Raw genomic sequence first — 24,734 nt, 5'->3', positions numbered from 1 at the left:
ATTAATAATTCTCACCTCTAAGGTTCGTAATCAAACTAAACTTGTTCAGCTTCTGATCCTGTAGGATATCTATTATCTTTTTGATAGCTGGATACTGTTCGTTTGCATCCCCTTTTATGGCTACACGCATCTCCTCATCCTTGCTTTCCTTGTAGGCATACCTAGCCTCTTTTATAAGGACGGACAGCTCAGAAGGGTTATTCCCAACAGAGTCCGTAGGAATGCCCTTTTGGAGTCCTGGTCTAGTTCTTTCTGCCGAATTCATATCTATGATCTGCTTCAAGTTAGCCACAGGAACACCGAAGTTGTCCATCAAGGAAAATCTCTTCTTCTCTTCGGCCGTAAAACCGACGCCAAATTTCTCAGAGATCCGCTCCAGAAAACGTTCCCTTACATTCGGATCGCTTATCCCAAAGAAAGCCTTGCCGCCATCGCCAACAGTGATGGTACCCAAATTGGTATCGGGTACTTTTATCTGTACCGTGGAGGCCGGGGTATCTACTGGTAAAGCTTCCGGCTGACGTGCCGTCGCGGTAGAGATAAAAAACGAAAGAAGGATGAATGACACATCGCACATGGCCGTCATATCTATACTGGGCGCCGCTCTTTTTACTTTTATCTTTGGCATTTTCTTTACCTTCTATTTGTTAAAATTTCTATTTCTTATCTATTAGATGAAAATATATGAGCGATTCCATAAACTGCTCATATATTTTTTCTATTTCTACTACTTATGTGTAGCTGCATAGGTCTGAACGATGGAGAAACCAGCCTCATCAATTGAATAGGTCAGTTTATCAATCTTAGACGTAAAGAAGTTGTAGGAAACAATAGCCAAGGTAGAGGTAAAGATACCCGTAGCTGTATTGATCAATGCTTCAGAGATACCATTTGCCAATTGGGCTTGATCGGGAGCCCCGCCAGTAGCCAATGCCGAGAAGGCCTTGATCATACCTGTTACTGTTCCCAATAGACCTGTCAACGTACCGATAGATACCAAGGTAGCGATAATCGTCAGGTTTTTTTCCAACATAGGCATTTCCAGTGCAGTTGCTTCTTCAATTTCCTTTTGGATAGCTAATACAGAGTGCTCTTTGTCCAAAGTTTCGTCTACAGAGGCCTCTTTGTATTTTCTAAGGCCAGCCTTGATTACATTCGCTACAGATCCTTCTTGCTTGTCGCATTCGGCAATAGCAGAATCGATATTCCCTGTGCTGAGCAATCCTTGAATCTTCTTAACGAACTTGTCCACATTGCCTTTGCCTGCCGCCCTGCTGATTACAAATGCTCTTTCAATAGAGAAAACGATAACCATCAACAACAGCCCTAACAACACAGGAACGACGACCCCTGCCTTGTATACCATGCCGAAGTAATTGCCTGAAAGTGGATGGCCATTTTCTGGATCTCCACCTTCAAAATTCGCTGGATTTCCCATAACGAACTTGAAGACTAATGCCCCGACAATGAAACAAATGATTACTGCTAAACCTGCAAAAATGTTAGATCCGCTAGAGCTACTTTCTTTTTTAGCTGGTGTTGGTTTTGGTGCGTTTGCCATTTTTTTTTGAATTTGATTTTTAGTTTTTATGATTTTATTAATTGTACAAATTTAACTGTGTCGCACTATTATTAGCAACAATCACGAGAGCAAATTTAGGATTTTTGAATTTAAAACAAACAGTTGTTCAATTTTTATTACAACACTTTTAATATATACCATAGCTTATCTACAGCAGCTCCTACTAATGGCCTTACTCTTTTATTCGTCTCTTATGTGAATATTTTACAATAAAAACCATTTTTTCTTTTAATTGCAAATACCTATTCCGAAAATGCGAGCTTAAACCTACAATAAAAATACGCCAACATATAAAAAATCAATATAAATAGGCCTCACAAGTTTTTATTTATGAACATTTTATCTTAGTGTAAGATAAACACCAAGCTTCTTATGTAAAGAAATTATTATTTTTCTCTATCTACCTGAATTGTTACCAGACTTGACATTGCAAATAGGCCGATTTTTATCAGTTTCGGCAAAAAACATGTTGCTTTAGCCTCCCGCCAGCTTCACTTTATATCCATCTGCCTGCAAAATATCCTTGATTTTGTTCCGAAAATCACCTTGGATCAGAATATCACCTTCTTTAACACTTCCCCCAACACCGCAATGCTGCTTGAGCTTTTTCGCCAATTGAGCAATATCGAAATCTGTTCCAATAAAGCCTGTTATCAAGGTAACTTTTTTTCCTCCGCGCTGCTTCTTATCCAGCATGATTTTTAACTGCTGCTTTTCTGGCGGTAGTGATTCCTGCACTTCCTCGTTATTTTCGTCCTCATAATTAAAATTTTCATTGGTTGAATACACAACTCCACTAAAACGTTGCTTCTTCTGCTTTGACATATTGATATATAACTATTTAAACACACATTTATTGCCATCAACAGACAACTTTTAATGAATGGGGTAAAACTTCGATCAACAATTCCTCTCCATATTCATATGGCTCTCCATCCAAATGCACAGGCTCATTATTTGTTCTACGTATCAGAATACGCTTGGCTTTTATTATCTCTACATATTCCGATTGATCGGCCGTCCTACTGAAAAGGTGAAATATCAATATCGGAAATTGATACAATGGAAATTGCTTAATGATGCAGACATCCAGCAAACCATCCCGCAGGGAGGCCTTGGGACTCACATAGGCATTATTACCGTATTGGGGAGAATTGGCAATACTAATCATAAACGCCTCTCTCGATATGACGGCACCATCGGTCTCAATCGTGTACTGCTTGGGCTTATATTTGTTGATTTCGGATAGTACGACCTTCATGTATTCCAATGCACCTCGGTTCTTCTTCTCCGCAAATCTATTGCTGATCAATGCATCGAATCCTACTCCCGCCATATTAAAAAAAGCCCTGCCGTTCACCTGCCCGCTATCTATACTTCCTACCTTGCCACTTGCTATTCGTTGGATAGCCTTTATGGGATCTATCGGAATTTTAAGAAACCGTGCCAAACCGTTTCCAGAGCCTAAAGGAACAATCCCCAGAGGGATGTCGCTATTTAAAACGCCACTGGCAACTTCGTTTATAGTGCCATCGCCCCCAACGGCCACCACCATATCTACCTTATTCTCTACGGCCGCCTTTGCCAGTTCAATACCGTGCGATACGTACTCGGTGAAGGAGAAATACGATTCAAAATCTCTTGGATCAAGATACTGCTCCACCAGTAGTTGAAAATCGGTTTTATCCTTGCCCCCAGCAATCGGATTTATGATAAATTGGATACGACGCTTCGGCATAATATATAGATTGTAGTGTTATGAAATCCCTCCATTGCAAAATACAAAATTAAAGCTTTCCAAAATTCTTTTATTAGAAAATGTATCGTACTTTTGTGCAGTTTTGTGGAATGATTTGCGAGCCGCTGCTTCATCAATAGGCAGGCAAGATTGCAACCACAGTAAAAAAGTGCTAAAAATAGATATTTTTTTCCACTAATCTGGTTGGCCTTCCATTCATTTAATGAAGTATCTGCTCCGTTAATTTGCTTCATGAATTATATAACTTATACATTAGCTGCTGGGTACTTTCGCAAGATATTAACGGTGTATCCACAACGTATTTTTAACAACACAAACGCTTTATATGCCGTACTTATTCACATCAGAATCGGTCTCTGAAGGGCATCCGGATAAAATTGCCGATCAGATATCAGACGCCTTGATAGACAATTTTCTCGCTTGGGATGAAGATGCCAAAGTAGCCGTAGAAACGTTGGTCACTACTGGCCAAGTAGTTCTTGCCGGGGAGGTTAAATCCAATATATACCTGGACGTACAAAAGATAACACGCTCTGTCATCGAACGAATTGGCTATACCAAATCAGCTTATATGTTCGAAGCCAATTCCTGCGGTATACTGTCGGCCATCCACGAACAGTCTGCCGACATCAATCAAGGGGTAGACCGCAAGGAAAAGCAGGAACAGGGAGCGGGCGACCAAGGCATCATGTTTGGCTATGCCAGCAACGAAACCCCAGAGTACATGCCATTGGCACTTAGCCTATCCCACAAGTTGTTGCAGGAGCTTGCTGCACTGCGACGGGAATGTAAGGATATCATCTACCTTAGACCCGATGCCAAAGCACAAGTAACGCTAAAATACAATGACGACCATACACCTCAAAAAATAGACACCATCGTTATTTCCACACAGCACGATGATTTTGACGAGGAAGAAACGATGCTGCAAAAGATCAACAGGGACATCATCGACATTTTGGTTCCCAGGGTGAAGGCGAAATTGAGTCCCGAAGTCCAAGCACTATTTGGAGATGATATCACTTACCATATAAACCCCACGGGCAAATTCGTCATCGGAGGACCGCACGGAGATACGGGCCTCACAGGAAGAAAGATCATCGTGGACACTTATGGAGGCAAAGGGGGCCACGGGGGCGGAGCCTTTTCCGGAAAGGATCCTTCAAAAGTGGATCGCTCGGCGGCCTATGCTACTCGCCACATTGCCAAAAACCTAGTAGCTGCAGGGGTGAGCGATGAGATACTCGTACAGATCTCATACGCCATTGGTGTAAAGGATCCGATGGGAATATATGTCAACACCTATGGTAAAAGCAAGGTGGACCTATCAGACGGAGAGATTGCGGAAAAACTGAAGGATATTTTCGATATGACCCCCTATGGCATAGAAAAAAGGTTAAAATTGAGGCAGCCCATATACTATGAGACTGCGGCTTATGGACACATGGGAAGAAAACCTGAACTCAAAACAAAGGTTTTCGAAAATACCACTGGAGAAACCAAGACAATACAGGTAGAGTTGTTCACCTGGGAAAAACTGGATTATGTAGACCAGATCAGGGAAGCATTCCACATTGAACCGAAATAAATAATTAGGTCAGGGGCGCAACAAGTTCAACTCTTTGCGCCCTCGATTCTACTTCTCACCCACACACATAATGCCCATTGCTTATTGTTCCCTTTTTCTATAGCTTTGCAGGCTATGAGAAAATTTTCAGGGTACATTCTCACCCCAATACATTATATATACTTCGTAATATGCCTGTTAGTGTTCCATCCCATACAGTGGCTATCGCTCAAACTGGGAGGATACAGCGCTCACAAAAGGTCAGTAGATATACTCAATTGGTTTTTGACCAGCACCTATTATGTGCTGGGCAATACGGTTTCCTTCAGCAATGACCAAAACCTACCTACAGACCGATCTATTATTTTTATTGCAAACCATCAGAGCATGTACGACATTCCTCCTCTGATTTATTTTTTACGGAAATACCACGCAAAATTCATCTCCAAGATCGAACTAGCGAAAGGGATTCCCAGCATTTCTTTTAACCTAAAGCATGGAGGTGCAGCCAATATAGACAGAAAAGACCCTAAACAATCCATTTCTGAAATCCTGAAATTGGCAAAAAACATGAAAGAAAAAAGCTGGTCGGCAATCATTTTCCCCGAAGGGACACGTTCCAAGACTGGCCTCATCAAACCCTTTGCCGTTGGGGGCATAGCCACTATCCTGAAGAAGGTTCCCAATGCCCTGGTAGTCCCAGTTGCGATAAACAATTCCTGGAAAATGGTCCGATACGGCAATTATCCCTTGAACACCTTCATCCACATGAGCTGGAAGGTATTACAACCTATAGAGCCTGCTGGACAGGCAGCAGAAGAAGTGGTCCTACTTGCGGAAGAGCGTATCAAGGACTGTCTGAAGGTAATGGGAAATAAAAAGGGGTAATTATTTGACACGCCTGCCTTTCCAACTATATTTACCGATATTCCCCATTATTCCAATATAGACCATGTAAACAACATGCAGGATGGTCAAAAGAGGCAGTAAGGACATTAGAGATTTCCTTTTTGCAAAACTTGCCAAAGGAGCAATGAAATAGTATTCGGCTAGGCACTTCATAGTCAGCAAGCCGAGCAACCACAACAAAGCGCTTGATCGGAATAGGGACCATGCCATCAGCACGAACAAAAGTAAGTTGTAGGTCCAAATTCCCACGCCAAGCAATACTACCCATTTATTCTTGTATCGGGTACTTTTGGAAGCCCATCTTCGACGTTGGCTAATAAAGCTAGCGAGGTTCTCCTTCGCCTCCGTATATACTACGGCATCCCTCGATTTACAGAACCCAATGCCATCGGGATATTTCTCGGCTACTTTATGTAGGAAAAGCTCGTCATCTCCACTGGCCAAATCGTCTATTCCATTAAATCCCCCCAGCTCATAGAAAACCGATCGTTCATAGGCCATGTTGGCTCCATTACATGTTGACGGCCGTTTCAACCCTATCGTCGATGCACCAAGTCCGATTAGGTAAAGGAATTCCAATGTTTGTAGCCTTTCGAACAAGCTTTTCTCCCGAAAACAAACAACGGGAGCGGATATCAATTTAAATTTTTTGCACTCGTACATTTCCACGATGGTGGATATCCACCTTGGCCCCATATGGCAATCTGCATCTGTCGCCACAATCAACTGCCCCCTTGCCTGCCCAATGCCAACGGAAATAGCCTTCTTTTTATAGGAATTTAGGGGTTCCTTTTCATTAAGCCGAATTAGTTTAATTCCCTGATTTTTGAAGCGTTCGATAATTTCTGCCGTATTATCTGTCGAGTGGTCATCAATAATGATAATCTCCAACAGTTCCCTTGGATAGTCTTGGTTCAATAAGCACGCTATGGTCTCTCCAATATGCCCTTCTTCATTTCTAGCGGCTATGAGCACGCTCACAAGAGTTGAGCACGCTTTCCCTCCACCTTCTTTTACTGTGTCAATGCCCTTCCATCCCTTGTGGAAACACACCAATGTAATAAGATAACAGAAAGACAGAAAAAGCGCAAAACTACCTATTAGTACTAGCAAAGAAATTTATTTTAAAGACAAAGCCTGCTCCCAAAATAGCGGGCAAAATCAAGTTAACGAACCAAATAAAGGCTACTATGGCCATCACGGTCACTTCTTGATCCGTGATAAAACCAAAAATATAGCTAGCGGTGAGGCTCCTCACTCCCACATCGAGCAAATCTAAGGATGGCAAGGCAGATTGTATAAAAAACAATAAAAAAATAGTCGTCAGTACGTATAGCTTGTTGATGTCCGGTATAAGTACCATGAAAAGAATGAAATACTGCGAGGAAAAAACTACATACCGACAAACCGAATACAAGAGCACAGTAGCTAATTCCCTTTTACTGTAACGCTCCAATAAAGTCAAAAATCTATTGATTTTTTTCATAAAAGGGAATCTCTGCAAATATTTTTCAATCAATCGCACGTGGAAATAGAGCAATGGAAAGAAAGCAGCCGCCAAGGAACTGGCAAGTGCCACCAATAAGGCTATCCATCCCTTTGCACCCAAATTAGCAATGAGAAACCAAGCGCAAGCTATGGCACCTAAGAAATTTGTCACGACAAACTGAGCTAGTGCTCCCACTCCCATGGCTACTACGCCGAAAATTCGTTTGCGGGGAGATAGGAACATAACTCTCCCGCCGTATTCCCCGAGCCTATTGGGTGTAAAGATCGCCATACTCAACCCGCAAAACACCGATTGTATCGACTTCCAAAAAGAAAGATGTTCTACTTTTTGACATAAATATTGCCATTTGGCACATTCGAGCAGCCAGTTCACCAGCATCAAAATCAGCATGCCCGACAAAATAAGCACCCTATTCCACCCATTCAGATCGTTTATTAAGTCTTTGAATGGCTTCAATGAGCTGTTGTTGTGCAGCTTCTTGTAGACAAAATATAGCACAAGTACCACAATAGCTATCTTGGCTAAGATATTCAATGTATTCTTGACACGTATGTTCAATGTTCCCTTGTGCTATTTTCTGGCAATGTTACAAAAAATAAAATAATTGGGTGGACAGGAATAAAAGTGTACTATTGTAATATGGCAACTCCAGAGCAGGAACGCATCATTTTAGGAATTGACCCAGGCACCCAAATATTGGGTTATGGCATTATAAAGGAGCGCGGAAAGAACCTTTCGCTACTTAGTATGGGCGTAATACGACTGGCCCATTTGAGCGATCATGCATTGAAGTTACAACGTATCTTTGAAAAAACAAGTGCGCTCATTGAGCAGTATCATCCAGATTGCATGGCATTGGAAGATCCTTTTTACGGCAAGAATGTACAGGTAATATTAAAGTTGGGAAGGGCACAAGGAGTCGCTATGGCAGCAGCTCTAGCAAAAAACATCCCCATCGCCGAATATGCTCCCAGAAAAATCAAGCAATCGGTTACGGGCAATGGCAATGCCACCAAGGAAAAAGTGGCGGCCATGTTGAAACAACTGCTGCGATTTGAAGAATCCCCCCAGTTTTTGGATGCCACGGACGGGCTGGCCGTAGCGGTATGCCATGCTTTTCAATTTGGACAAATTGCCATCACCACAAGTGGCAAGCAAAAAAAAGCAAAAAAAGGCTACTCAGACTGGTCGGCATTTGTCAAAGACAACGTGAACCGTATTGCTTAGCATTGGATCAATGGCTAGTCACTTCTTCCAAAGCTTTCCTAATTTTTTCGGCATGGATACTCAGTTTCTCATGACTCAACTTCAATTTTTCCTTGGAAAAATTCATGTCTCCTATTTCGTTGAGGGGTACCAAATGGATATGTACGTGCGGAACTTCCAGCCCTACTACGGCCACTCCTACCTTTTTGCAGGGGAATGCCTTTTTTAGACCTAGGGCAACAATTTTGGCAAAGGTCCATAAGCCCATATAACTCACGTCGTCCATATCGAATATATAGTCGACTTCCTTCTTAGGGATCACCAGCACGTGTCCTTCGGTAAGTGGGCTTATATCTAAAAAGGCTAAAAAATCATTGGACTCTGCCACTTTGTGGGCAGGAATATCACCTGAAACAATCTTCGAAAAAATAGTGGACATAGTTCTTTTGTTAATTGATATGTTTACGAAAAGCTATTGCATTCCCTTTCTCTACTTCTGAGCCAAAAGACGGAACTATTAGGGTAAAATTAGAATAATATTTCAATATCTTACATAAAAAAGCGGATGTAATAGGCAAGCCGCACTTCTACTAAACTATGAACGGCTATGGCAAACCGTCCATAGCCGTTCATATATCTACCTAGAAATCTCCAATATTTCTAGCTCTATTTTCCCCGCGGGGACATCTATCGTTGCCTTTTCTCCCACAGATTTCCCGAGCAGCCCCTGAGCAATGGGCGATTTCACGGAGATTTTCCCCGCCTTCAGGTCCGCCTCCGTCTCCGAGACCAATTGATAAGACATAATAGCTCCATTTTTTACATTTTTTAGCTTAACGATGGAAAGAGCCAACACTTTCGAAGTGTCGAGCTTCGATTCGTCTATCAATCGAGCAGAGGCAAGAACAGATTCCAATTTGGCAATTTTTGCTTCATGTAAGCCTTGAGCTTCCTTTGCTGCATCATACTCTGCATTTTCAGATAAGTCACCCTTGTCTCTCGCTTCAGCAATAGCCCTCGCTATGCCTGCCCTACCTTCTGTTTTCAGGTATTGAAGCTCCTCTTTCAGTTTATCAAGTCCTTCTTGAGTATAATACGTTACTTCTGCCATAATAAATTATCCTTTTTTAATTAATTTCTAAGTTAAAAAAATAGACAAGACCATATCTGCTATCCGCAGATATGGTCTTGTCATATACGACGAAGTTACGTCCTTTTTTTGAAAATAAAAAATTTCAAAAACTAATCTTGGCTATTCCGTTCATCCACAAACTTATACCCAAGTCCCCTCACAGTTTGAAGGAATAAGGGCTTATCTGGATTATTTTCTATTTTTTTCCTCAAACGAACGATATGCATATCTAGCGTGCGCGTATTCACGTTACTGCTATAGCCCCATACCACCTGCATCAATTCATCTCTTCCGATAACCTTCCCGACGTGCTGTAGAAAGTACAACAATATCCTATTTTCCAATATGGTAAGTTCTATTTTCTTGTCTCCTTTTGTCAAGGTATGAATATTTGGATGATGTTGTATATCACCGAAAACCAATGTGTCATTGCCATTGGAATTGTAATATTTCACCTTGCTTTCCAACAGCGCAATCAATACGTCCATATTGAAAGGCTTGGTAATATAATCGGAAACACCGAAGGAATAGGCTTCGATTTTATCTATGTCTTGAGACTTGGCGGTCATCATAATGATGAGGTTGCTGAACCCAGCCTTTCTTACAGATGCACAAACCTCGCTTCCTTGTGTTCCAGGCAGCATCCAGTCCAAAAGCACGATGTATGGCTTCTGCTCCAAGATAATCTTTTCCGCCTCATCGCCGTTGCCTGTCTCTATCACCTCATAACCTTCAGATTGCAGCCTATCTCCTATCAGGAATCGCAGGTTCTCATCATCTTCTACAATCAGTATTTTTACTTGCTTTTGCATCTTTTCATTATTTTTTTCTAAGAATAGGGTAGTTCCACCATAAAAACGGATCCTTCTCCAAGGCGGCTTTTGACCGTTATGTTCCCATTCATAAACTGTATTAGCTCTCTACAAAATGCCAAACCAATTCCCACGCTGCCTTGCTGGTTGTACTGGCTCTTTACCCTATAAAACTTTTCAAAGATATTGTTGAGTTCATCGGAAGGTATACCAATGCCTTCATCCACAAACTTAAAAAATAATTGTCTTTTATTTCTAAAAATCACGATATCAAGTTTTTTGTTATCAGGTCTGGAATATTTATAGGCATTGTCTATAAGGTTTTGAAATACACTCCCCAGCAATACCCTATCAGACACAAAGTATTTCACGTCTTCAATACTGTAAGAAATCTGAAAATCGGGGTACTTTATCTTGTACGAATCTACCAATGCATAACAGAATTCCTCCAGATCTATTCTTTCCAGCTTTAATTTTATAGACTTATTCTCAATTTGGGTAAATGACAAAAGAGTATTCAACAAATTGTTCAGCTTGTCTGCTTCTTCCCCCAATATACGTCCATAGTGCTGTCTTGCTCTTTCCGTGAGCTCTTTGGAGCTAGCAATGTTGTTACCCGCTATTTTGATCACACTTACCGGGGTCTTAAACTCATGGCTCAAATTATTTACAAAATCATATTGAAGCTGAAAAAGCCTGTGGTTGAAATTGAGATTGCGGTAAATTAACACTGCCAGTGAACCCAAAATAACAAACAAGAGGCATATGGACAAGGCTATTGGGCCAAACCTCCTATTGATTTCGCCAGAGAGGTATTCCTTGTTGGCAGAATAATACAATTTGTATGCGGCCAAAGCCCCTGGCAAGGCACTCTCTGTGGTAAGCAAAGAAGGATCTGTATCCAATGACTCGTAAAAAAGCGGCTTTATCTCAATCTTTTCATACAGTTCGTGGTGATTATTAACCAAGGGCAGGCGTTTGGGGTCTATGTAGTACGAAAACAGATCCTGTTCATAATAAGACGATACCAAATCGGCATCTCCAGATATCATATTTTTATAAACGATAACCTCCTCACGTCTGGGAATGTTCAGGAATGTGATCCTGCCAGGCACTATACTGTAGAACACTTCATTAATTTCATCGTTGTTGATGCTGCGAGAAGTATCCGCTCTCCTTGTGAAAGCCGAAAACCTTGCGGACATATTGTTGAGCACGTCGGCGGTCTCGAGATCCAACTTATTATGCTGTCCTTGCTTGTATAAAACCCTACCCCTGGCCGATACGTTTTCTCCAAATTGGTAAACAGCCTTAAGCCTCATATCCAAACGGGGGCCGCTCAACGATTGTTCTTTTCTTGATACGGATCCTATCTGAATATCATAAAAGACAATACGCCGCACGAAACGATATTTAGCTAAGACACTATCGCAATATGCTTTTGCACCAGCAGAGTCCAAATATCCCTGATAAAACGAAATCTCCGGAATCCGGTTAGAGAATAAATCATTGTATTCCTGAAGATTACGATCCAACACATCTGCTTTTTTACTAACAAATTCGTTTTCTACCGCATTTTGCACAAATCTGTAGGCAACCACCAATCCCAGCACCATGGTAATCAGGGCGAGACCGATAAAGGTGCTAAGCAACAAAAAGTTCTTTTTGTAATGATAATTGATAGACTTAGACATCGCCTTATTACCTCTATTTTCTAGTGTAAACCGTCTTATAAAGGAAATCTTCCAACTTACTATAGAAAGCTATCCTATTTTGTTCTTTGTTGAAAAAATGTCCTTCTTCTTCTCGCAGCATATAGGTAATGGGGGCATTTCTCGCTTTCAATTCCCGTACAAATTGGTTTGTTTCATTCACATTGCTCCTTTCGTCTTTTCCTCCTTGGGCAATGAAAACCGGTATATTGATTTGACTGGCATGGAATATAGGCGATGCCTCCTTAAAATAGGAAGCGTCTTCCACAGGATCGCCAATAATCTCATAATACATCTGTAAAAAATGTTTAAAGTAGGGCGGTATTTCCTTGAGGTAGGTAAACAGGTTGGTAATACCCGAGTACGAGACAGCCGCAGCATATAGGTCGCCATGAAAACAAGCACCATATAATGCAGAGTATCCTCCAAAACTAAATCCATATATGGCGATACGTTTGGGATCTGCAATTTTCTGCTCGATCAATGTGCGCACTCCGTCTTCAATATCATTTTGTATTTTCCCACCCCATTCCAGGAATCCCGCCGACCAGAACTTTTTGCCAAATCCCGTAGAGCCCCTGTAATTCATCTGGAATACGGCATACCCCCTACTGGCTAAAAACTGAACCTCGCTATTGTAGCCCCATACATTTCTCCCGGCTGGTCCATTGTGTGGTATGACTACCACAGGTAGGTTCTGTCTTCCCTTCCCTCTTGGTAAGGTTAAATAGGCATCAATCTGTAGGCCATCCCTAGTTTTGTACCGAAAAGGCTCCATTTTGCTGAGCTTTTGCTTTGAAAGGCTGGTGTTTACGTCGGCTAGTTTCCGCAAGGCCTTGTTACCAGCATCATAAAAGTAATAGCTGCCGGGATCACTATCCGAAAACGAACGAACTACAAACTTCATATCGGCAGTATCTTGATCGACAATCTTGATTGGTGAGTTTTCCAACTTGCGCTCTATATCTTCCAATATGGAAGACATTCTGCTAGAAAAAGTCTTCCGTTTCGGTTTTTCCAGATCATAGGATGCATATAATAGCTCTCCATTTTTTTTCGAGAACCCTGCTTCCGAAATATCCACATCGGGATGACCGAAAATTTCGTTAATCTCCTTGCCATTTGTCAGATCTATCTCCACCAGTGAGGTCTTATCCCTACTGAGATTGGAAAATGCATAGATATGGTCAGGCTCTGAGCCTACGAAAGACAGCGGTTTTATGGTGGTATGGAAACTATTGGTAAACAGCTTTTTAAACTGACTATCGTTGCTCTTTCTATAAAGAAGGGTTTCGTTCACGCCATCACTTTCAATGGCTAGCCGCACATTCCCCTTGTTATCCAAAAACCATTTGCTCACGTTTCCAGGGTTTTTTGCTATCAGCTCTAGCTTACTACTACGTAGATCCAATCGATAGGCATCGAAGACGGATTTGTCCCTTTTATTTATGGCGAGATAGAGATAGCCTTCAATAGGCTTACTTGTGGGAAGCCAACGCAGCCGGACATCCGAAGACTCTATTAATGTTCGCACTTGCTTAGTTATCCGGTTGACGACAAATACCTCCAGGCTATCCATTGCTAAGCGTTGCTTGTAAAAGACAAGTTCTTCTCCATTGGCCCAAAAGCAATTCTGAACATCCTTGTCCAAAATATCCGTGATGCGGATAGCTTCTTGGTCGTCTGCCCCCATAACATAAATATTCTGCTTGCCCTTGTAGTCTTGCAAAAAGGAAATGAACGTCCCGTTGGGCGACACCTGAAAATTGCTTTTTTCCGGTCGCTTGAAAAACTCTTCTAAAGGAATCACCTTCTCCTCGCTATGCCGCAAACAGGCCGTCTGTAGCGCCATAATGATAAGGCCACACATAAAACCTATTTTCTTCCTCAAATTCATCCAATCTTCCGTTTTCAATCTTTCGGATAAAACTAATGAAACATCCTTGATGTGGCAAAAGCCCGATAGTAACAATTAGGATATTTTCCTTATTTTAGCCCTATGTTCATCTTAAATATTACTTGTTTAGTAGACAACAGCATATCAGAGGAATTCCTCAATTGGCTCATCAATGATTATATGCCTTCCATAAAAAAGGGTAACAATGTTGATGCAGTTAAAATAATCAAGATTTTGGACTCCCCCAATGAAGGCCAAACATACACCCTCCAGTTGCATGCCCAGAATGAGTCTTCTTTTTCGCACTTTAGAGACATTCAATTACCCCTATTGCAGCATAAAATGCAGGTAGAACATCTAGGCAAGCTATTTCTTTTTGACAGCCTAATGGAAGTCATCGCTTAATCTTGGTGCCTTTGTTCATACAAATCTTGATATTTTGAATCATATTTCAGCCTAGGTGTCAGGTAATACAGCAAAATCAATCTAGAATAGCGGTAATTAATTGGGGAACTTGCTATAATAATCACAAAAAGGGCGATGGCATATAAAGTCGGTGATTCACTCCGCGTAAGAAAATATATTAAAGCACCTCCACCTACTACTTCTGCTACGCTCATGGCATAGCTTACGTACATGGCAGCATAAAAATAGCCGGGTTCTATTTCAAATTGCAGTCCGCAATAAGCACATACTTCGTTTGTCCGTTGCTTATGAAAGCTATAAGCGCTTCCAGTGAATACCCTTCCAATTCTACATTGAGGGCACCTGCATTCCAGCATGGCCCTAAACTTACCTCTTCGCATAATGAGCTTTTCTTCATGGAACAGATGCAGCTCGGGGTATTAATGCAGTCTAATGGGATTTTCCTCTTCCGTCTTTTCTTTCCGGTACTTTTTATACCACAGATATCCCAGAACAGCTACAGCAATATAAGGCATTGCCAATAAAAACAAAATGCCATTATTAAGTCCTTTTCCCTGCGTATTCTCGCCTTGTACAGATTGCTCTGCATTCAAGGTACACATAGAACATTGTGCCCCAGCGTATTCTGTTCCGATGCTTATTAAAACTGAAACTATCACTAATACAGTAAATACTCGCACGAGAATCCTAAACTTATCGCTATGCTTCACTATCATTACAGCCCTTTCCTTTAAAAATTATAATAAGGTGCCATCATCAAATATACGATTACCCCCGTAACTGTTACATAGAGCCAAATCGGATAACTCCATCTCACTAATTTACGATGTTTTGCCACATTCATTTTCAGCCCACTGTAAAAACTGAATAAAATAAGCGGAAGCACTAATGCTGCCAAAACAATATGGGTAATTAATATAAAAAAATAAACCGGCCTTACAAATCCGACTCCACCATAAACTTGCTGTGGTACCGCGGAATGAAAGATAATATAACATACTAAAAAAAGGGAACTCAACAAGAAGGTGACAATGTTCAGCATCTTGTGGACCTTTACGTCATGTTTATATTTAATAAAATAAAAAGAGGTCATAAGCAAAATGCTACATGTCCCGTTTATAAAAGCATTTACCAAGGGCAAGCTGGTCACCCATATGGGAAAATCCCAGCTTACAATTTTACTTTGCAGAAGCACTACTACGGCAAATACAAATATCGACACCGCCCATACCAAGCGGAATACTGTTTTGTCACTCATCTTTATTTACGCTAATATTCCTAATTTCTTCCGTAAGCAATAATTTAATCTCATCAAATAGGCGATCGACCTCCTTTGTCGATGTGACGTCATAGAAGCCCCTTATCCGCTGGTGGCTGTCGAGTAATACCAAATTGGGACTTTCTATAAATCCATCTTCTCCGTTGGGCAATACATCCACCAAAAATTGATTTTGGGCTAGAGAGGTGATCGCTTCCGAGTTCCAGCCATACAACCATACCCAATGCTCGCCCCGATAATCCAATCCCGACCTATATCGTAACAGATTTTCTGGGCGGTCACGCTCAGAATCTATATCAATGGAAACAAAGCTAACCATCCCATTTTTGATGAAACGGGAGGCAAGCATTTTGATGACACCGTTCATCTTATCTGCCAGACTTCTGTTTTCCAAAGAGAAGAACCCAACTACACAAACACCTGAGTCCAGCGAAAACAGGTAATTTGCCCCGTCTGGCAAGCTATTCATACGGAAACTATCTACAGTGTGAAACACCGTGTCGGGTATTTCTTTGCCTCTTTTTGTATGAAAAGTACCCGCTAGTTCCTTTTTTCCATATTTTGGCAACGGCTTGTAGCTGTTCTTTCCCTTATCCTGTAGCAAATAATAACAAAATCCTGGTAATGCCAAAATGATTACCAGGATCAGTATTTTTTTTACAGAAAACTTCTGCCGTCTCTCCATCAAACTAAATCCTCTTGGCTATGAGCGAAAACCAATCAGTCTAATTGATCTGATGGTTCAAATGAAGCTGCAAATAGTTTCCTTCCACCAATAAGAGGACAATAAAATAGGCTATAAAGATAAAGCCCACCGTTGTCGTAATGATGAAAGCAGTCTTCTCAAACTTAAGGTGCATAAAATAGGAGACGATGTAATAGGCTTTGACTAAGGTAAGGCCTATATATACGATATTTACAAAAAGTCCTCTTTGCAAAAAGCCCTTTTCCACAAGAACCAAAGCGATAAAAAACTCCAAGCAAGTAAGTGCTAACAAATAGAAGAAAACACGCCAAATGGTCTTCTTATTCATTGTTTCATGTTCTCCATGCTCTTCGTGGTGTGTATTTTCAGAACTCATAACTGTATATTTTTATAAATTGCTTAAACTAAATAAAAGAAAGTAAATACGAATACCCATACCAAATCCACAAAGTGCCAGTATAGGCCAACTTTTTCTACCATCAAATAGGTACCCCGCCTTTCAAATACGTTGGCCAAGGTCATGCAAAGGATAATGATATTGATAAGCACACCGGTGGTCACGTGAAAACCGTGAAACCCCGTAATGGTGAAAAACAAATTGGCAAACTGCAAGGCTCCTACCCGTTCTATTCCTTCATAGTGATCGGGAATGCTGGCAAACCAGTAACCTTCATGATGCAAGTGAGACCACTCCAATGCCTGGCATCCCAAAAACATCAGACCACCGATGATAGTTGCTATCATCCATCCCACTACTTCATTCTTCGCTTTACGGTGTCCTGCATCCACTGCCAGCACCATGGTTACCGAGCTCATGATAAGTATAAAGGTCATGATACCTACGAAAACAAGCGGCGCACCCTCATCAGTTATGAAAGGGATGGATTGAAATACTTCATCGGCTAACGGCCACGTCACATGCGCAAAGCGCTGCGCGCCATAATAAACCAAAAATGCCGAAAAGGTAAAGGCATCTGAGACCAGGAAGAACCACATCATGATCTTTCCGTACTCTAAGGCAAAAGGAGATTTACCACCACTCCAAGCGCCTGTCTTTACTTTGTCCAATTGGGATACAGTCGTACTCATTTAATTAGTTTTATTGATTCAAAAGTAAGAAAACATATATATATATCCATAGAATATCCAGAAAATGCCAAAAGATAGAGGCAAGTTCCATTCTAAAGGTATTCTTAATCAAAGCCTTCTTCGGGTCAATTTTGAACAAGGCATTCAGCAGCACGATCACTGCAGCTAGAATGTGAAGCTGGTGTGCCCAAACAAATACATAGATAAATGATTGGGACGCATTGTTATTAATAAATACTACGCCACTAGTGGCCAAGTGCATCCAAGCAAGGTATTGCAAAACCAGAAACGCACAACCCAAAGCGATTGTCACAATCAAATATAGACGCTGCTTCATAAAGTTGGCCGCCAACGATGCCTTGTAAGCCAAGTGCATAAAGAGGCTACTGATTACAATGACCAAGGTGCTATAGATGAAAGTTGTAGGCAACAAGGTTTTCAACCCTCTATCTGGACTGCCAGCGCTGTAAACTATAAAACCACTTGACCAAGCTGCAAAAATCATAAAAGTCACAACAAGAAACACATACATGGAAAACTTTTTAGCTTTCAACCGAGACATGTACTCTTTATCACTTTCACTATTTGGATGAACCATTATCATATTCTTACAAAATCAAACAACATCACGAGTTGCAGTACAGGCAATATAAAAAACGAAGTGAACATCACTTTCCTTGCGGAAGGAATATCCTGTTTTAACACCAAAACGAAAGCAAACCACGCAAATACAGCACAAAGCACTACTACAAATACAGCATACACCAAACCCGCAAACCCCAATATATAAGGCAAAAGTGCGGTAGGAATTAGCAAAAGCGCTGTGATCAACACAAACCAGGCACTTACTGTATCCCGCTTCGTCGTAGGCAATAAACGAAAACCGGCTCTTCTATAATCTTCATCTACTACCCAAGCGATACTCCAAAAATGTGGAAATTGCCAAACGAACTGAACAGCAAAAAGCACCAAAGGTATTTCGTTGATAAAAGGCTGCTCAAACGCGGCAAAATATCCAATGAGCGGCGGAAGCGCGCCCGGAAAAGCACCGATAAATACCGCTATCGGCGATATCCTTTTCATCGGTGTATACACAAAAGCATACAACAAGATGGAAAAAACAGACAATACTCCTGTTAGGAAATTCAACCTCAATAAAAGCAATGTACCAAACAGCCCCATAAGCAAGCTCAATACCAAAGCTTGTCCAGTAGTCATTCTGCCAGACGGAAGAGGCCTGCTTGCTGTCCTAACCATCAACTTATCAAGGTCTTTTTCAATTATCTCGTTAAAGCCATTGGCAGAGCCTGTCACTAAAAAGCCCCCGATCGTCAACATGGCCCAATTGATCCAATTGATATCCCCCTGCCATTTACTTCCGATGAGGAAGGAAATAGAGGCTGAGAAAACAACTGTCAACGTTAATCGTATTTTGACCAGCTGTTTTAAATCATTTATAAAATCCTTCACCTTTTACCCATTATTGTCCTATGTACTGCCTCGTTTTACCCGTCAGTAGGAGTAAATAGAACTGAACTGCAAACAAAACACATGCAATAACCAAATGCACCGTTTGCATATAAGCCGGAAAACCGAAATACACCAACACAAAACCACTTAATAACTGCAATAGCACTAATGCCATTGCAAAGTTTACCCATCTACTTTGCTCGCTCGCATGTGCATACCGCGAACGCACAATGAAAAAGAACGCCATGTTTACGAGGACTACAGCGACAGCCAAATACCTATGCCAATTGAACATATGGTCGAGCATGGTAGTCCAAATCGACCTGTTCTGTTCGTTGATGGCTATCATGTCTATTTGCTCTCTCACATCTGTGCCAATTACAATTTGAACAACAGAAAGGGATAACGCGAGCATACAAATCCATCTTACGTAATTACTATCCAAATTGAGCAGCAACTTGCTCTCGCGGTGCACCCTTGCATGAAAGTACGTATATATACTTATGCACAAAATAAGCAAAGCGAGCAACATATGAACCGTTATCACCCAAGGCATTAAATTGGTAGATACGACAATCGCGCCCAACCACGCCTGTAGGAAGACAACAAAAAGGTTTATCACACTACACACAAATATCCTTGTATGGGTCTTTACGTAAATCCAAGAAAAAACCACACAAAGTAGCAGGAAGACACCTGTTATTACTCCAATCAAACGATTAACATACTCGGTCCAGGTCTTGGCGGCATTGAACTCCTCATGTATAAGTATGCTCTTATCATTTCGAATTCTGTCTGCCAAATCTTTGAAGCCAATTGCTTCTAGCAATTTCGAGAAACGCTCGTTCTTTTTTGCCCGACTGTCAATGTACGTTTGCTCATAGCCTTCCGGCAATTGAGACTTATCTGTTGGTGGAATATATTGATTGAAACACTTTGGCCAGTCTGGGCATCCCATACCAGAGCCGGTACTTCTCACCACTCCACCTGCCACAATCACCAACAAGAGGGATAAAATCGCCAAACGATTGACCAATATAAACCTCTTCTCTGCCGGCAAATAGATACTCACAACAACATTCTATATAAAAAAAAGCAACTGCAAGGCTTTGCCGTACAGTTACCTTGAATCTAACAATCACTAATGACTATATTCACTACGCTCTATCCCATGCTCTTTATCCCAATCGCGCTGAATCTTTTCAGCGGTCGTATCACCATCAAAATCATGTGGCAGATTAGAGGACATGGTAGCCGAGAAAGGTACCGTTTGCGGAATAAAGTCTGTGTCATGTCCTGGCTTACTGTAGTCATAAGGCCAGCGGTAAACCGTAGGTATTTCACCTGGCCAATTGCCATGCAGATGTTCTACAGGAGTTGTCCATTCCAATGTATTGGCCTGCCAAGGGTTTTGGGTAGCTTTTTTTCCGAAAAATATCGAATAGAAAAAGTTAAACAAAAACGCAACCTGACCTAAGCCTGCTATAATAGCTGCCCAAGTTACAAACACGTTCACTGACAACCATTCTTGCATGAAAGGGAAACTAGTAAACGAATAATACCTACGAGGTACACCATCTATACCCATAAAGTGCATTGGGAAGAACACTAAGTAAGCTCCCACGAAAGTGAACCAAAAATGCAAATAGCCTAATTTATCGTCCATCATACGACCAAACATCTTGGGGAACCAGTGGTACACACCACATAGCATACCGCAAATCGAAGCAGATCCCATTACAAGGTGGAAGTGAGCCACAACGAAATACGTATCGTGCAAGGATATATCCAACGCAGAGTTACCCAAGAAAATACCAGTCAATCCGCCAGTGATGAAGAAAGAGACCAAACCGATCGCAAAAAGCATGGCGGGAGTAAATCTCAGGTTACCTCTCCAAAGTGTAGCCAAATAGTTAAATGTTTTTACTGCCGATGGCACGGCAATGATTAACGTCGTTATCATAAAGACACCTCCCAAGAAAGGATTCATCCCCGTGACGAACATATGGTGACCCCATACAATGAAAGAGAGCACCGTAATTCCCACCAAAGAATATACCATCGCATGATAACCAAAGATCGGCTTACGCGCATTAGTGGCGATCACCTCAGAGGTAAGTCCCAATGCTGGCATCAACACGATATATACCTCTGGGTGTCCCAAGAACCAGAAAAGATGCTGGAATAAGATAGGGCTACCACCCTCGTTGGGCAATGCCTGTCCAGCTATATAAATATCAGACAAATAAAAACTAGTTCCCATGCCACGGTCAAATACTAGAAGAACGACCGCTGAGACCAAAACAGGGAAGGATAATAAACCGACAATGGCGGTAAGAAACAAAGCCCAAATAGTAAGGGGCATTCTCCAAAGGCTCATACCTTTGGTACGCATATTAAGAACCGTACTGATATAGTTAATCCCCCCAACTACCTGCGAGGCTATGAACAGGGTCATACTAACCAACCAAAGAGTCATACCCGTTCCTGATCCAGGAATAGCCTGGGGAAGTGCCGAAAGCGGAGGGTAGATGGTCCAACCAGCGGAGGCAGGTCCACTTTCGACGAAAAAGGAAGATATCATCACTATACAAGCAGTGAAGAAAAACCAGTAGGATAGCATATTCATAAACGGAGATGCCATATCTCTAGCTCCCAATTGCAGTGGAATAAGCAAGTTACTAAAAGTTCCGCTAAGGCCCGCAGTGAGCACAAAGAACACCATTATAGTCCCATGGATGGTTACCAAAGAAAGGAAGAAATCGGGTTTGATACGTCCTCCTTCGGCCCATTTACCTAAAAAAGCTTCCAATATTGGGAAATCCGTATCAGGCCAGGCCAATTGTATACGAAAAAGGATAGATAGAAACATGGCGAAAAAAGCCATGATAATCCCTGTTATAAGAAATTGCTTTGCAATCATCTTGTGATCTTGACTAAAAATATATTTAGTCAAAAATGTTTCATGATGGTGTTCATGACCATGATGATCTGCCGAATGTGGAATTGTTATAGTTGACATAAACTCGTTGTAATTCTTTATTATTTATTAAACGCCACTTGCTGAATATCCTTACTATCCGAATTTGACTGTGCAGCCTGAAACGCCTTTTGTGCAGTTTCATCGAAAAAAGGATTGAGTCCTGCTACATAATCCTCATATTCCTGTTGAGAGACTACAATGACCTTCTTCTGCATGTTATAATGCCCACTACCGCAAATCTTATTGCAAAGCATGACATAATCAAAATCGGGATTATTGCGTTTATTCCTCATCTCACGTGTAGTGACCGTTGGTGTCATTTGAAAATGAGTGGCCATCCCAGGTACTGCATTTATCTGTACACGCATCTCGGGTATAAGGAAACTATGCAAAATATCTTTGGAATTAATCGTAAAATGAACGGGCTTGTTAACAGGAATTACAATGTCTGACGACAACAAGTCATCGTGACTTGCTTTATCTGAATAATCAAGTCCCAAAAGATTACTAGGATTGATCAATTTAAAATGATGATTACCCAGTTTATTGTCCTCTCCAGCATACCTTACAGTCCAGGCAAACTGCTCGCCAGTTACTTCTATCTGAATAGAGCTTTCAACTACATCTTCAGGTACATTGGTAATGCTTCTCCATGTAAAGAAGCCGAATAGCACCAGGACAGTTAAGACAACTGCTGGCGTGATAGTCCACAATTTTTCGATAAAGTTATTATGTGGATAATAAAATGCCTTTCTTTTTGGGTTATAGCGATAAACAAAAGAAAAGATCATCAAAAGCGCCTGAGTTAACACGAAAACTATGGTGGTGATAACAGTGGTGGTCACAAACATATTGTCCAATAGTGCCCCGTGTTCTGAAGCTGCCCATTTAAAGGCGATACCTCCGTGGTGTACATACGACCAATAAGCGCCGTACATCCCCAAGATTAAGCTAATAAGGAATAGCACCGCATGGACTTTATTCCAGTTGATTCCTTCACGCTTTCCCTGAATATTGCGAGAAAGATCGTACACACGTAAAATCTTTCCTATAACACCTACAGCAACACATAGAAGTACGAATAAAAGTACATAATAGAAAAAGTTGTTATATACTTGAGCAGGAATGCCCTCTGCTTCCGCATTGGCAGCATCTTGCGACTGAGCCGCAGCAGTAGTTCCTGCGGGGACTTCAGAAGCCACCGCGTTTCCAGTAGTAGTAGCGGCCGCGCCTGTGGAATCATTTTGCTCTTGCAGTTCAGAACTTGAAATAATTCCCTCACTTGCTGCCGTATCCACTGCTGTAGTATCTTGCGCCAATGCTGGGTTTTGCCAAAGCAAGCTAACTGCTACAAGAGCTGAAAACAGCACCTTACAATTAATATATCTGTTTAATCTCATTTTTATAATACAGTTATTCGTCATTCTCATTCTTAAAAAAACCACCAATTAAATCTGATGGTGCAAACTCTCCTCAATAAAAGGATGGTTTTTCGGTGCCAATGGATGCTTGGCCAATTTCGACAACATCAAGAAGGCACAAAGACCAACAAATCCAATAGCCGTCCCGATTTCCGTTATGCCGAAACCGCGATGATCCTCTACCGTTCCAGGCATCACCATGATATAATAATCTAACCAGTGACCTGCCAACAACAGGATACACATAAATAACATGATACTTTCCTTACGCTTTGCGTCTCTATCAACCAGGACTAGCAATGGACATACAAAGTTAATAATTAAAGACAGCCAAAACCAAGGTTTATATTCCGGTTCCCACCTCTTGTAAAAATACACCGTTTCTTCTGGCATATTGGCGTACCAAATGAGTATAAACTGAGCGAACCATACGTAAGTCCAAAAGATGGAAAAACCGAATATAAACTTACCCAAGTCATGCAAGTGATTCTCATTAACCCATGAAATATAACCGGCTCTCTTCAACAAGATAATTGTTAGGGTAATTGCACACAAAGCACTCACCCACATGGCAGCAAAATTATACCAGCCGAACATCGTAGAAAACCAATGTGCTTCCAAAGACATAATCGTATCAAATGCCCAGATGGGAGTTGTGAAACCAAAAATCACCAAAAATAGGGCGGAATACTTGAAACTTTTCCTATAAGAGCTTAAGCCACCGTTCAAATCTTCTTGATAAGAAAACTTCGCAAGCGTAAGAGCTAGAATACTATACGTTCCTAGAAAAATCACTTGTCTTGCCAGAAACGCGGGAGCATTCAAGAAAACGGATTTTCCAGCAATGAGAGCATCATAATGAGGACTATCAGGATCCGTCAATCCTTCGTGATGCCAATGATGGTATAGATTGTGAGTAAATAAACCTGCGGCAATTATGACAATCAAAATAATGGCCGCAATAGGCAAAGTACTTGCAAATGCTTGAGGTATGCGAATAAGTCCTGAAGACCATCCCGCTTGGGCCACATATTGGATGGCCATAAAACAAGCACTGGCAGCACAAACCCCCGTGAAATAATAGCCCATCAACAGCAAGTTGGCAAAAGTGCGTTCGGCACCATTTACCATAAAGCCATAAGCGATAGCGATGATACCTACGACAATAGCTACTAGACTAAAAGTCTTGGCCTTGCCTGTAAATTCAAAGCGCTCGTCGAAATTATATGTAGTGTGACCGTGAGTTCCCATTTGATATATAAATATTTGATACT

The 24,734-nt window shown here is 41.4% G+C and carries 27 protein-coding genes; 4 read left to right on the top strand and 23 right to left on the bottom strand.

The genetic code is table 11. The annotated features are described in order from the left end of the window. Position 1 precedes the first annotated feature (1 nt). The 4 genes from A37S_RS0113875 to A37S_RS0113860 all read right to left on the bottom strand — a co-directional run bounded on the left by A37S_RS0113875 (position 2) and on the right by A37S_RS0113860 (position 3,320). A complete protein-coding gene (locus A37S_RS0113875) occupies positions 2–628 on the bottom strand; it encodes an ExbD/TolR family protein (protein WP_028297515.1) in 627 nt (208 codons plus the stop codon). A gap of 99 nt (positions 629–727) precedes the next feature. Continuing rightward, positions 728–1,438: a MotA/TolQ/ExbB proton channel family protein gene (locus A37S_RS0113870; RefSeq protein ID WP_245586390.1), complete on the bottom strand. Its 711-nt coding sequence runs from the start codon at positions 1,436–1,438 to the stop codon at positions 728–730. A gap of 618 nt (positions 1,439–2,056) precedes the next feature. Then, the gene (locus tag A37S_RS0113865) at positions 2,057–2,407 is read right to left on the bottom strand and encodes a translation initiation factor (RefSeq protein ID WP_028297513.1); all 351 of its coding nucleotides are present in this window, start codon (positions 2,405–2,407) and stop codon (positions 2,057–2,059) included. A 37-nt stretch (positions 2,408–2,444) separates the two neighbouring features. Next, positions 2,445–3,320: a diacylglycerol/lipid kinase family protein gene (locus A37S_RS0113860; RefSeq protein ID WP_028297512.1), complete on the bottom strand. Its 876-nt coding sequence runs from the start codon at positions 3,318–3,320 to the stop codon at positions 2,445–2,447. Positions 3,321–3,666: 346 nt separating this feature from the next. On the opposite strand from A37S_RS0113860, the gene metK reads away from it, so the two are divergent. Together metK and A37S_RS0113850 are read left to right on the top strand one after the other, a co-directional pair. Continuing rightward, positions 3,667–4,929 (top strand): methionine adenosyltransferase, encoded by a 1,263-nt coding sequence (metK, locus tag A37S_RS0113855; protein ID WP_028297511.1) that lies wholly within the window; start codon positions 3,667–3,669, stop codon positions 4,927–4,929. A gap of 114 nt (positions 4,930–5,043) precedes the next feature. After that, entirely contained in the window at positions 5,044–5,796 is a 753-nt protein-coding gene (locus A37S_RS0113850; RefSeq protein WP_028297510.1) for a lysophospholipid acyltransferase family protein, read from the top strand. Here the strand turns inward: A37S_RS0113850 and A37S_RS0113845 are convergent, their stop codons facing one another. After that, the gene (locus tag A37S_RS0113845; RefSeq protein ID WP_245586389.1) at positions 5,797–6,930 is read right to left on the bottom strand and encodes a glycosyltransferase family 2 protein; all 1,134 of its coding nucleotides are present in this window, start codon (positions 6,928–6,930) and stop codon (positions 5,797–5,799) included. It abuts the gene before it with no gap. Beyond that, entirely contained in the window at positions 6,911–7,861 is a 951-nt protein-coding gene (locus A37S_RS0113840) for a lysylphosphatidylglycerol synthase domain-containing protein (RefSeq protein ID WP_245586388.1), read from the bottom strand. The genes A37S_RS0113845 and A37S_RS0113840 overlap by 20 nt, the downstream gene beginning before the upstream one ends. A 105-nt stretch (positions 7,862–7,966) precedes the next feature. On the opposite strand from A37S_RS0113840, the gene ruvC reads away from it, so the two are divergent. Further along, positions 7,967–8,554, top strand: a complete 588-nt coding sequence (gene ruvC, locus A37S_RS0113835; protein WP_028297507.1) for a crossover junction endodeoxyribonuclease RuvC — start codon at positions 7,967–7,969, stop codon at positions 8,552–8,554. 7 nt (positions 8,555–8,561) lie between these two features. Here the strand turns inward: ruvC and A37S_RS0113830 are convergent, their stop codons facing one another. The 5 genes from A37S_RS0113830 to A37S_RS0113810 all read right to left on the bottom strand — a co-directional run bounded on the left by A37S_RS0113830 (position 8,562) and on the right by A37S_RS0113810 (position 14,086). Beyond that, positions 8,562–8,972: an HIT family protein gene (locus A37S_RS0113830; RefSeq protein WP_028297506.1), complete on the bottom strand. Its 411-nt coding sequence runs from the start codon at positions 8,970–8,972 to the stop codon at positions 8,562–8,564. Between the two features lie 198 nt (positions 8,973–9,170). Continuing rightward, entirely contained in the window at positions 9,171–9,644 is a 474-nt protein-coding gene (greA, locus tag A37S_RS0113825; RefSeq protein ID WP_028297505.1) for a transcription elongation factor GreA, read from the bottom strand. A 131-nt stretch (positions 9,645–9,775) separates the two neighbouring features. After that, the gene (locus tag A37S_RS0113820; protein WP_028297504.1) at positions 9,776–10,477 is read right to left on the bottom strand and encodes a response regulator transcription factor; all 702 of its coding nucleotides are present in this window, start codon (positions 10,475–10,477) and stop codon (positions 9,776–9,778) included. A 17-nt stretch (positions 10,478–10,494) separates the two neighbouring features. Then, complete coding sequence (locus A37S_RS0113815) at positions 10,495–12,171, bottom strand: sensor histidine kinase (protein ID WP_028297503.1); 1,677 nt, start codon at positions 12,169–12,171, stop codon at positions 10,495–10,497. Between the two features lie 13 nt (positions 12,172–12,184). Then, complete coding sequence (locus tag A37S_RS0113810; RefSeq protein ID WP_028297502.1) at positions 12,185–14,086, bottom strand: S9 family peptidase; 1,902 nt, start codon at positions 14,084–14,086, stop codon at positions 12,185–12,187. Positions 14,087–14,188: 102 nt separating this feature from the next. Here A37S_RS0113810 and A37S_RS0113805 point away from each other — a divergent pair, with 102 nt between their 5' ends. Beyond that, a complete protein-coding gene (locus A37S_RS0113805; protein WP_028297501.1) occupies positions 14,189–14,491 on the top strand; it encodes a DUF4286 family protein in 303 nt (100 codons plus the stop codon). On the opposite strand, the gene A37S_RS0113800 is transcribed toward A37S_RS0113805, so the two are convergent. The 12 genes from A37S_RS0113800 to A37S_RS0113745 form a co-directional block, all read right to left on the bottom strand. Then, a complete protein-coding gene (locus A37S_RS0113800) occupies positions 14,488–14,892 on the bottom strand; it encodes a hypothetical protein (RefSeq protein WP_028297500.1) in 405 nt (134 codons plus the stop codon). The genes A37S_RS0113805 and A37S_RS0113800 overlap by 4 nt on opposite strands. 39 nt (positions 14,893–14,931) lie before the next feature. After that, positions 14,932–15,114: a hypothetical protein gene (locus A37S_RS28005; RefSeq protein WP_245586387.1), complete on the bottom strand. Its 183-nt coding sequence runs from the start codon at positions 15,112–15,114 to the stop codon at positions 14,932–14,934. 128 nt (positions 15,115–15,242) lie between these two features. After that, positions 15,243–15,770, bottom strand: a complete 528-nt coding sequence (locus A37S_RS0113790; protein ID WP_028297498.1) for a DUF420 domain-containing protein — start codon at positions 15,768–15,770, stop codon at positions 15,243–15,245. Further along, a complete protein-coding gene (locus A37S_RS0113785; protein WP_036602551.1) occupies positions 15,763–16,476 on the bottom strand; it encodes an SCO family protein in 714 nt (237 codons plus the stop codon). Before A37S_RS0113785 ends, A37S_RS0113790 begins: the two co-directional genes overlap by 8 nt. A 40-nt stretch (positions 16,477–16,516) precedes the next feature. Beyond that, a complete protein-coding gene (locus A37S_RS0113780) occupies positions 16,517–16,873 on the bottom strand; it encodes a cytochrome C oxidase subunit IV family protein (RefSeq protein ID WP_028297496.1) in 357 nt (118 codons plus the stop codon). A 23-nt stretch (positions 16,874–16,896) separates the two neighbouring features. Next, positions 16,897–17,586 (bottom strand): cytochrome c oxidase subunit 3, encoded by a 690-nt coding sequence (locus A37S_RS0113775; protein ID WP_028297495.1) that lies wholly within the window; start codon positions 17,584–17,586, stop codon positions 16,897–16,899. A gap of 10 nt (positions 17,587–17,596) precedes the next feature. Beyond that, complete coding sequence (locus A37S_RS0113770; protein WP_245586386.1) at positions 17,597–18,184, bottom strand: cytochrome c oxidase subunit 3; 588 nt, start codon at positions 18,182–18,184, stop codon at positions 17,597–17,599. Between the two features lie 2 nt (positions 18,185–18,186). Further along, positions 18,187–19,056: a heme o synthase gene (gene cyoE, locus A37S_RS0113765; protein ID WP_028297493.1), complete on the bottom strand. Its 870-nt coding sequence runs from the start codon at positions 19,054–19,056 to the stop codon at positions 18,187–18,189. 10 nt (positions 19,057–19,066) lie between these two features. Further along, positions 19,067–20,128: a COX15/CtaA family protein gene (locus A37S_RS0113760; RefSeq protein WP_245586385.1), complete on the bottom strand. Its 1,062-nt coding sequence runs from the start codon at positions 20,126–20,128 to the stop codon at positions 19,067–19,069. Positions 20,129–20,197: 69 nt separating this feature from the next. Next, the gene (locus A37S_RS0113755; protein ID WP_028297491.1) at positions 20,198–22,078 is read right to left on the bottom strand and encodes a cytochrome c oxidase subunit I; all 1,881 of its coding nucleotides are present in this window, start codon (positions 22,076–22,078) and stop codon (positions 20,198–20,200) included. Between the two features lie 20 nt (positions 22,079–22,098). Then, entirely contained in the window at positions 22,099–23,439 is a 1,341-nt protein-coding gene (locus A37S_RS0113750; protein WP_051293187.1) for a cytochrome c oxidase subunit II, read from the bottom strand. Between the two features lie 48 nt (positions 23,440–23,487). Then, positions 23,488–24,711, bottom strand: a complete 1,224-nt coding sequence (locus A37S_RS0113745) for a hypothetical protein (RefSeq protein ID WP_028297489.1) — start codon at positions 24,709–24,711, stop codon at positions 23,488–23,490. Positions 24,712–24,734: the final 23 nt, after the last annotated feature.

Source organism: Olivibacter sitiensis DSM 17696 (assembly GCF_000427965.1).
In the GTDB taxonomy this organism is placed as follows: domain Bacteria; phylum Bacteroidota; class Bacteroidia; order Sphingobacteriales; family Sphingobacteriaceae; genus Olivibacter; species Olivibacter sitiensis.
The sequence above is the reverse complement of the archived record's forward strand: the minus strand, read 5'-3'. Positions and strand labels throughout refer to the sequence as shown.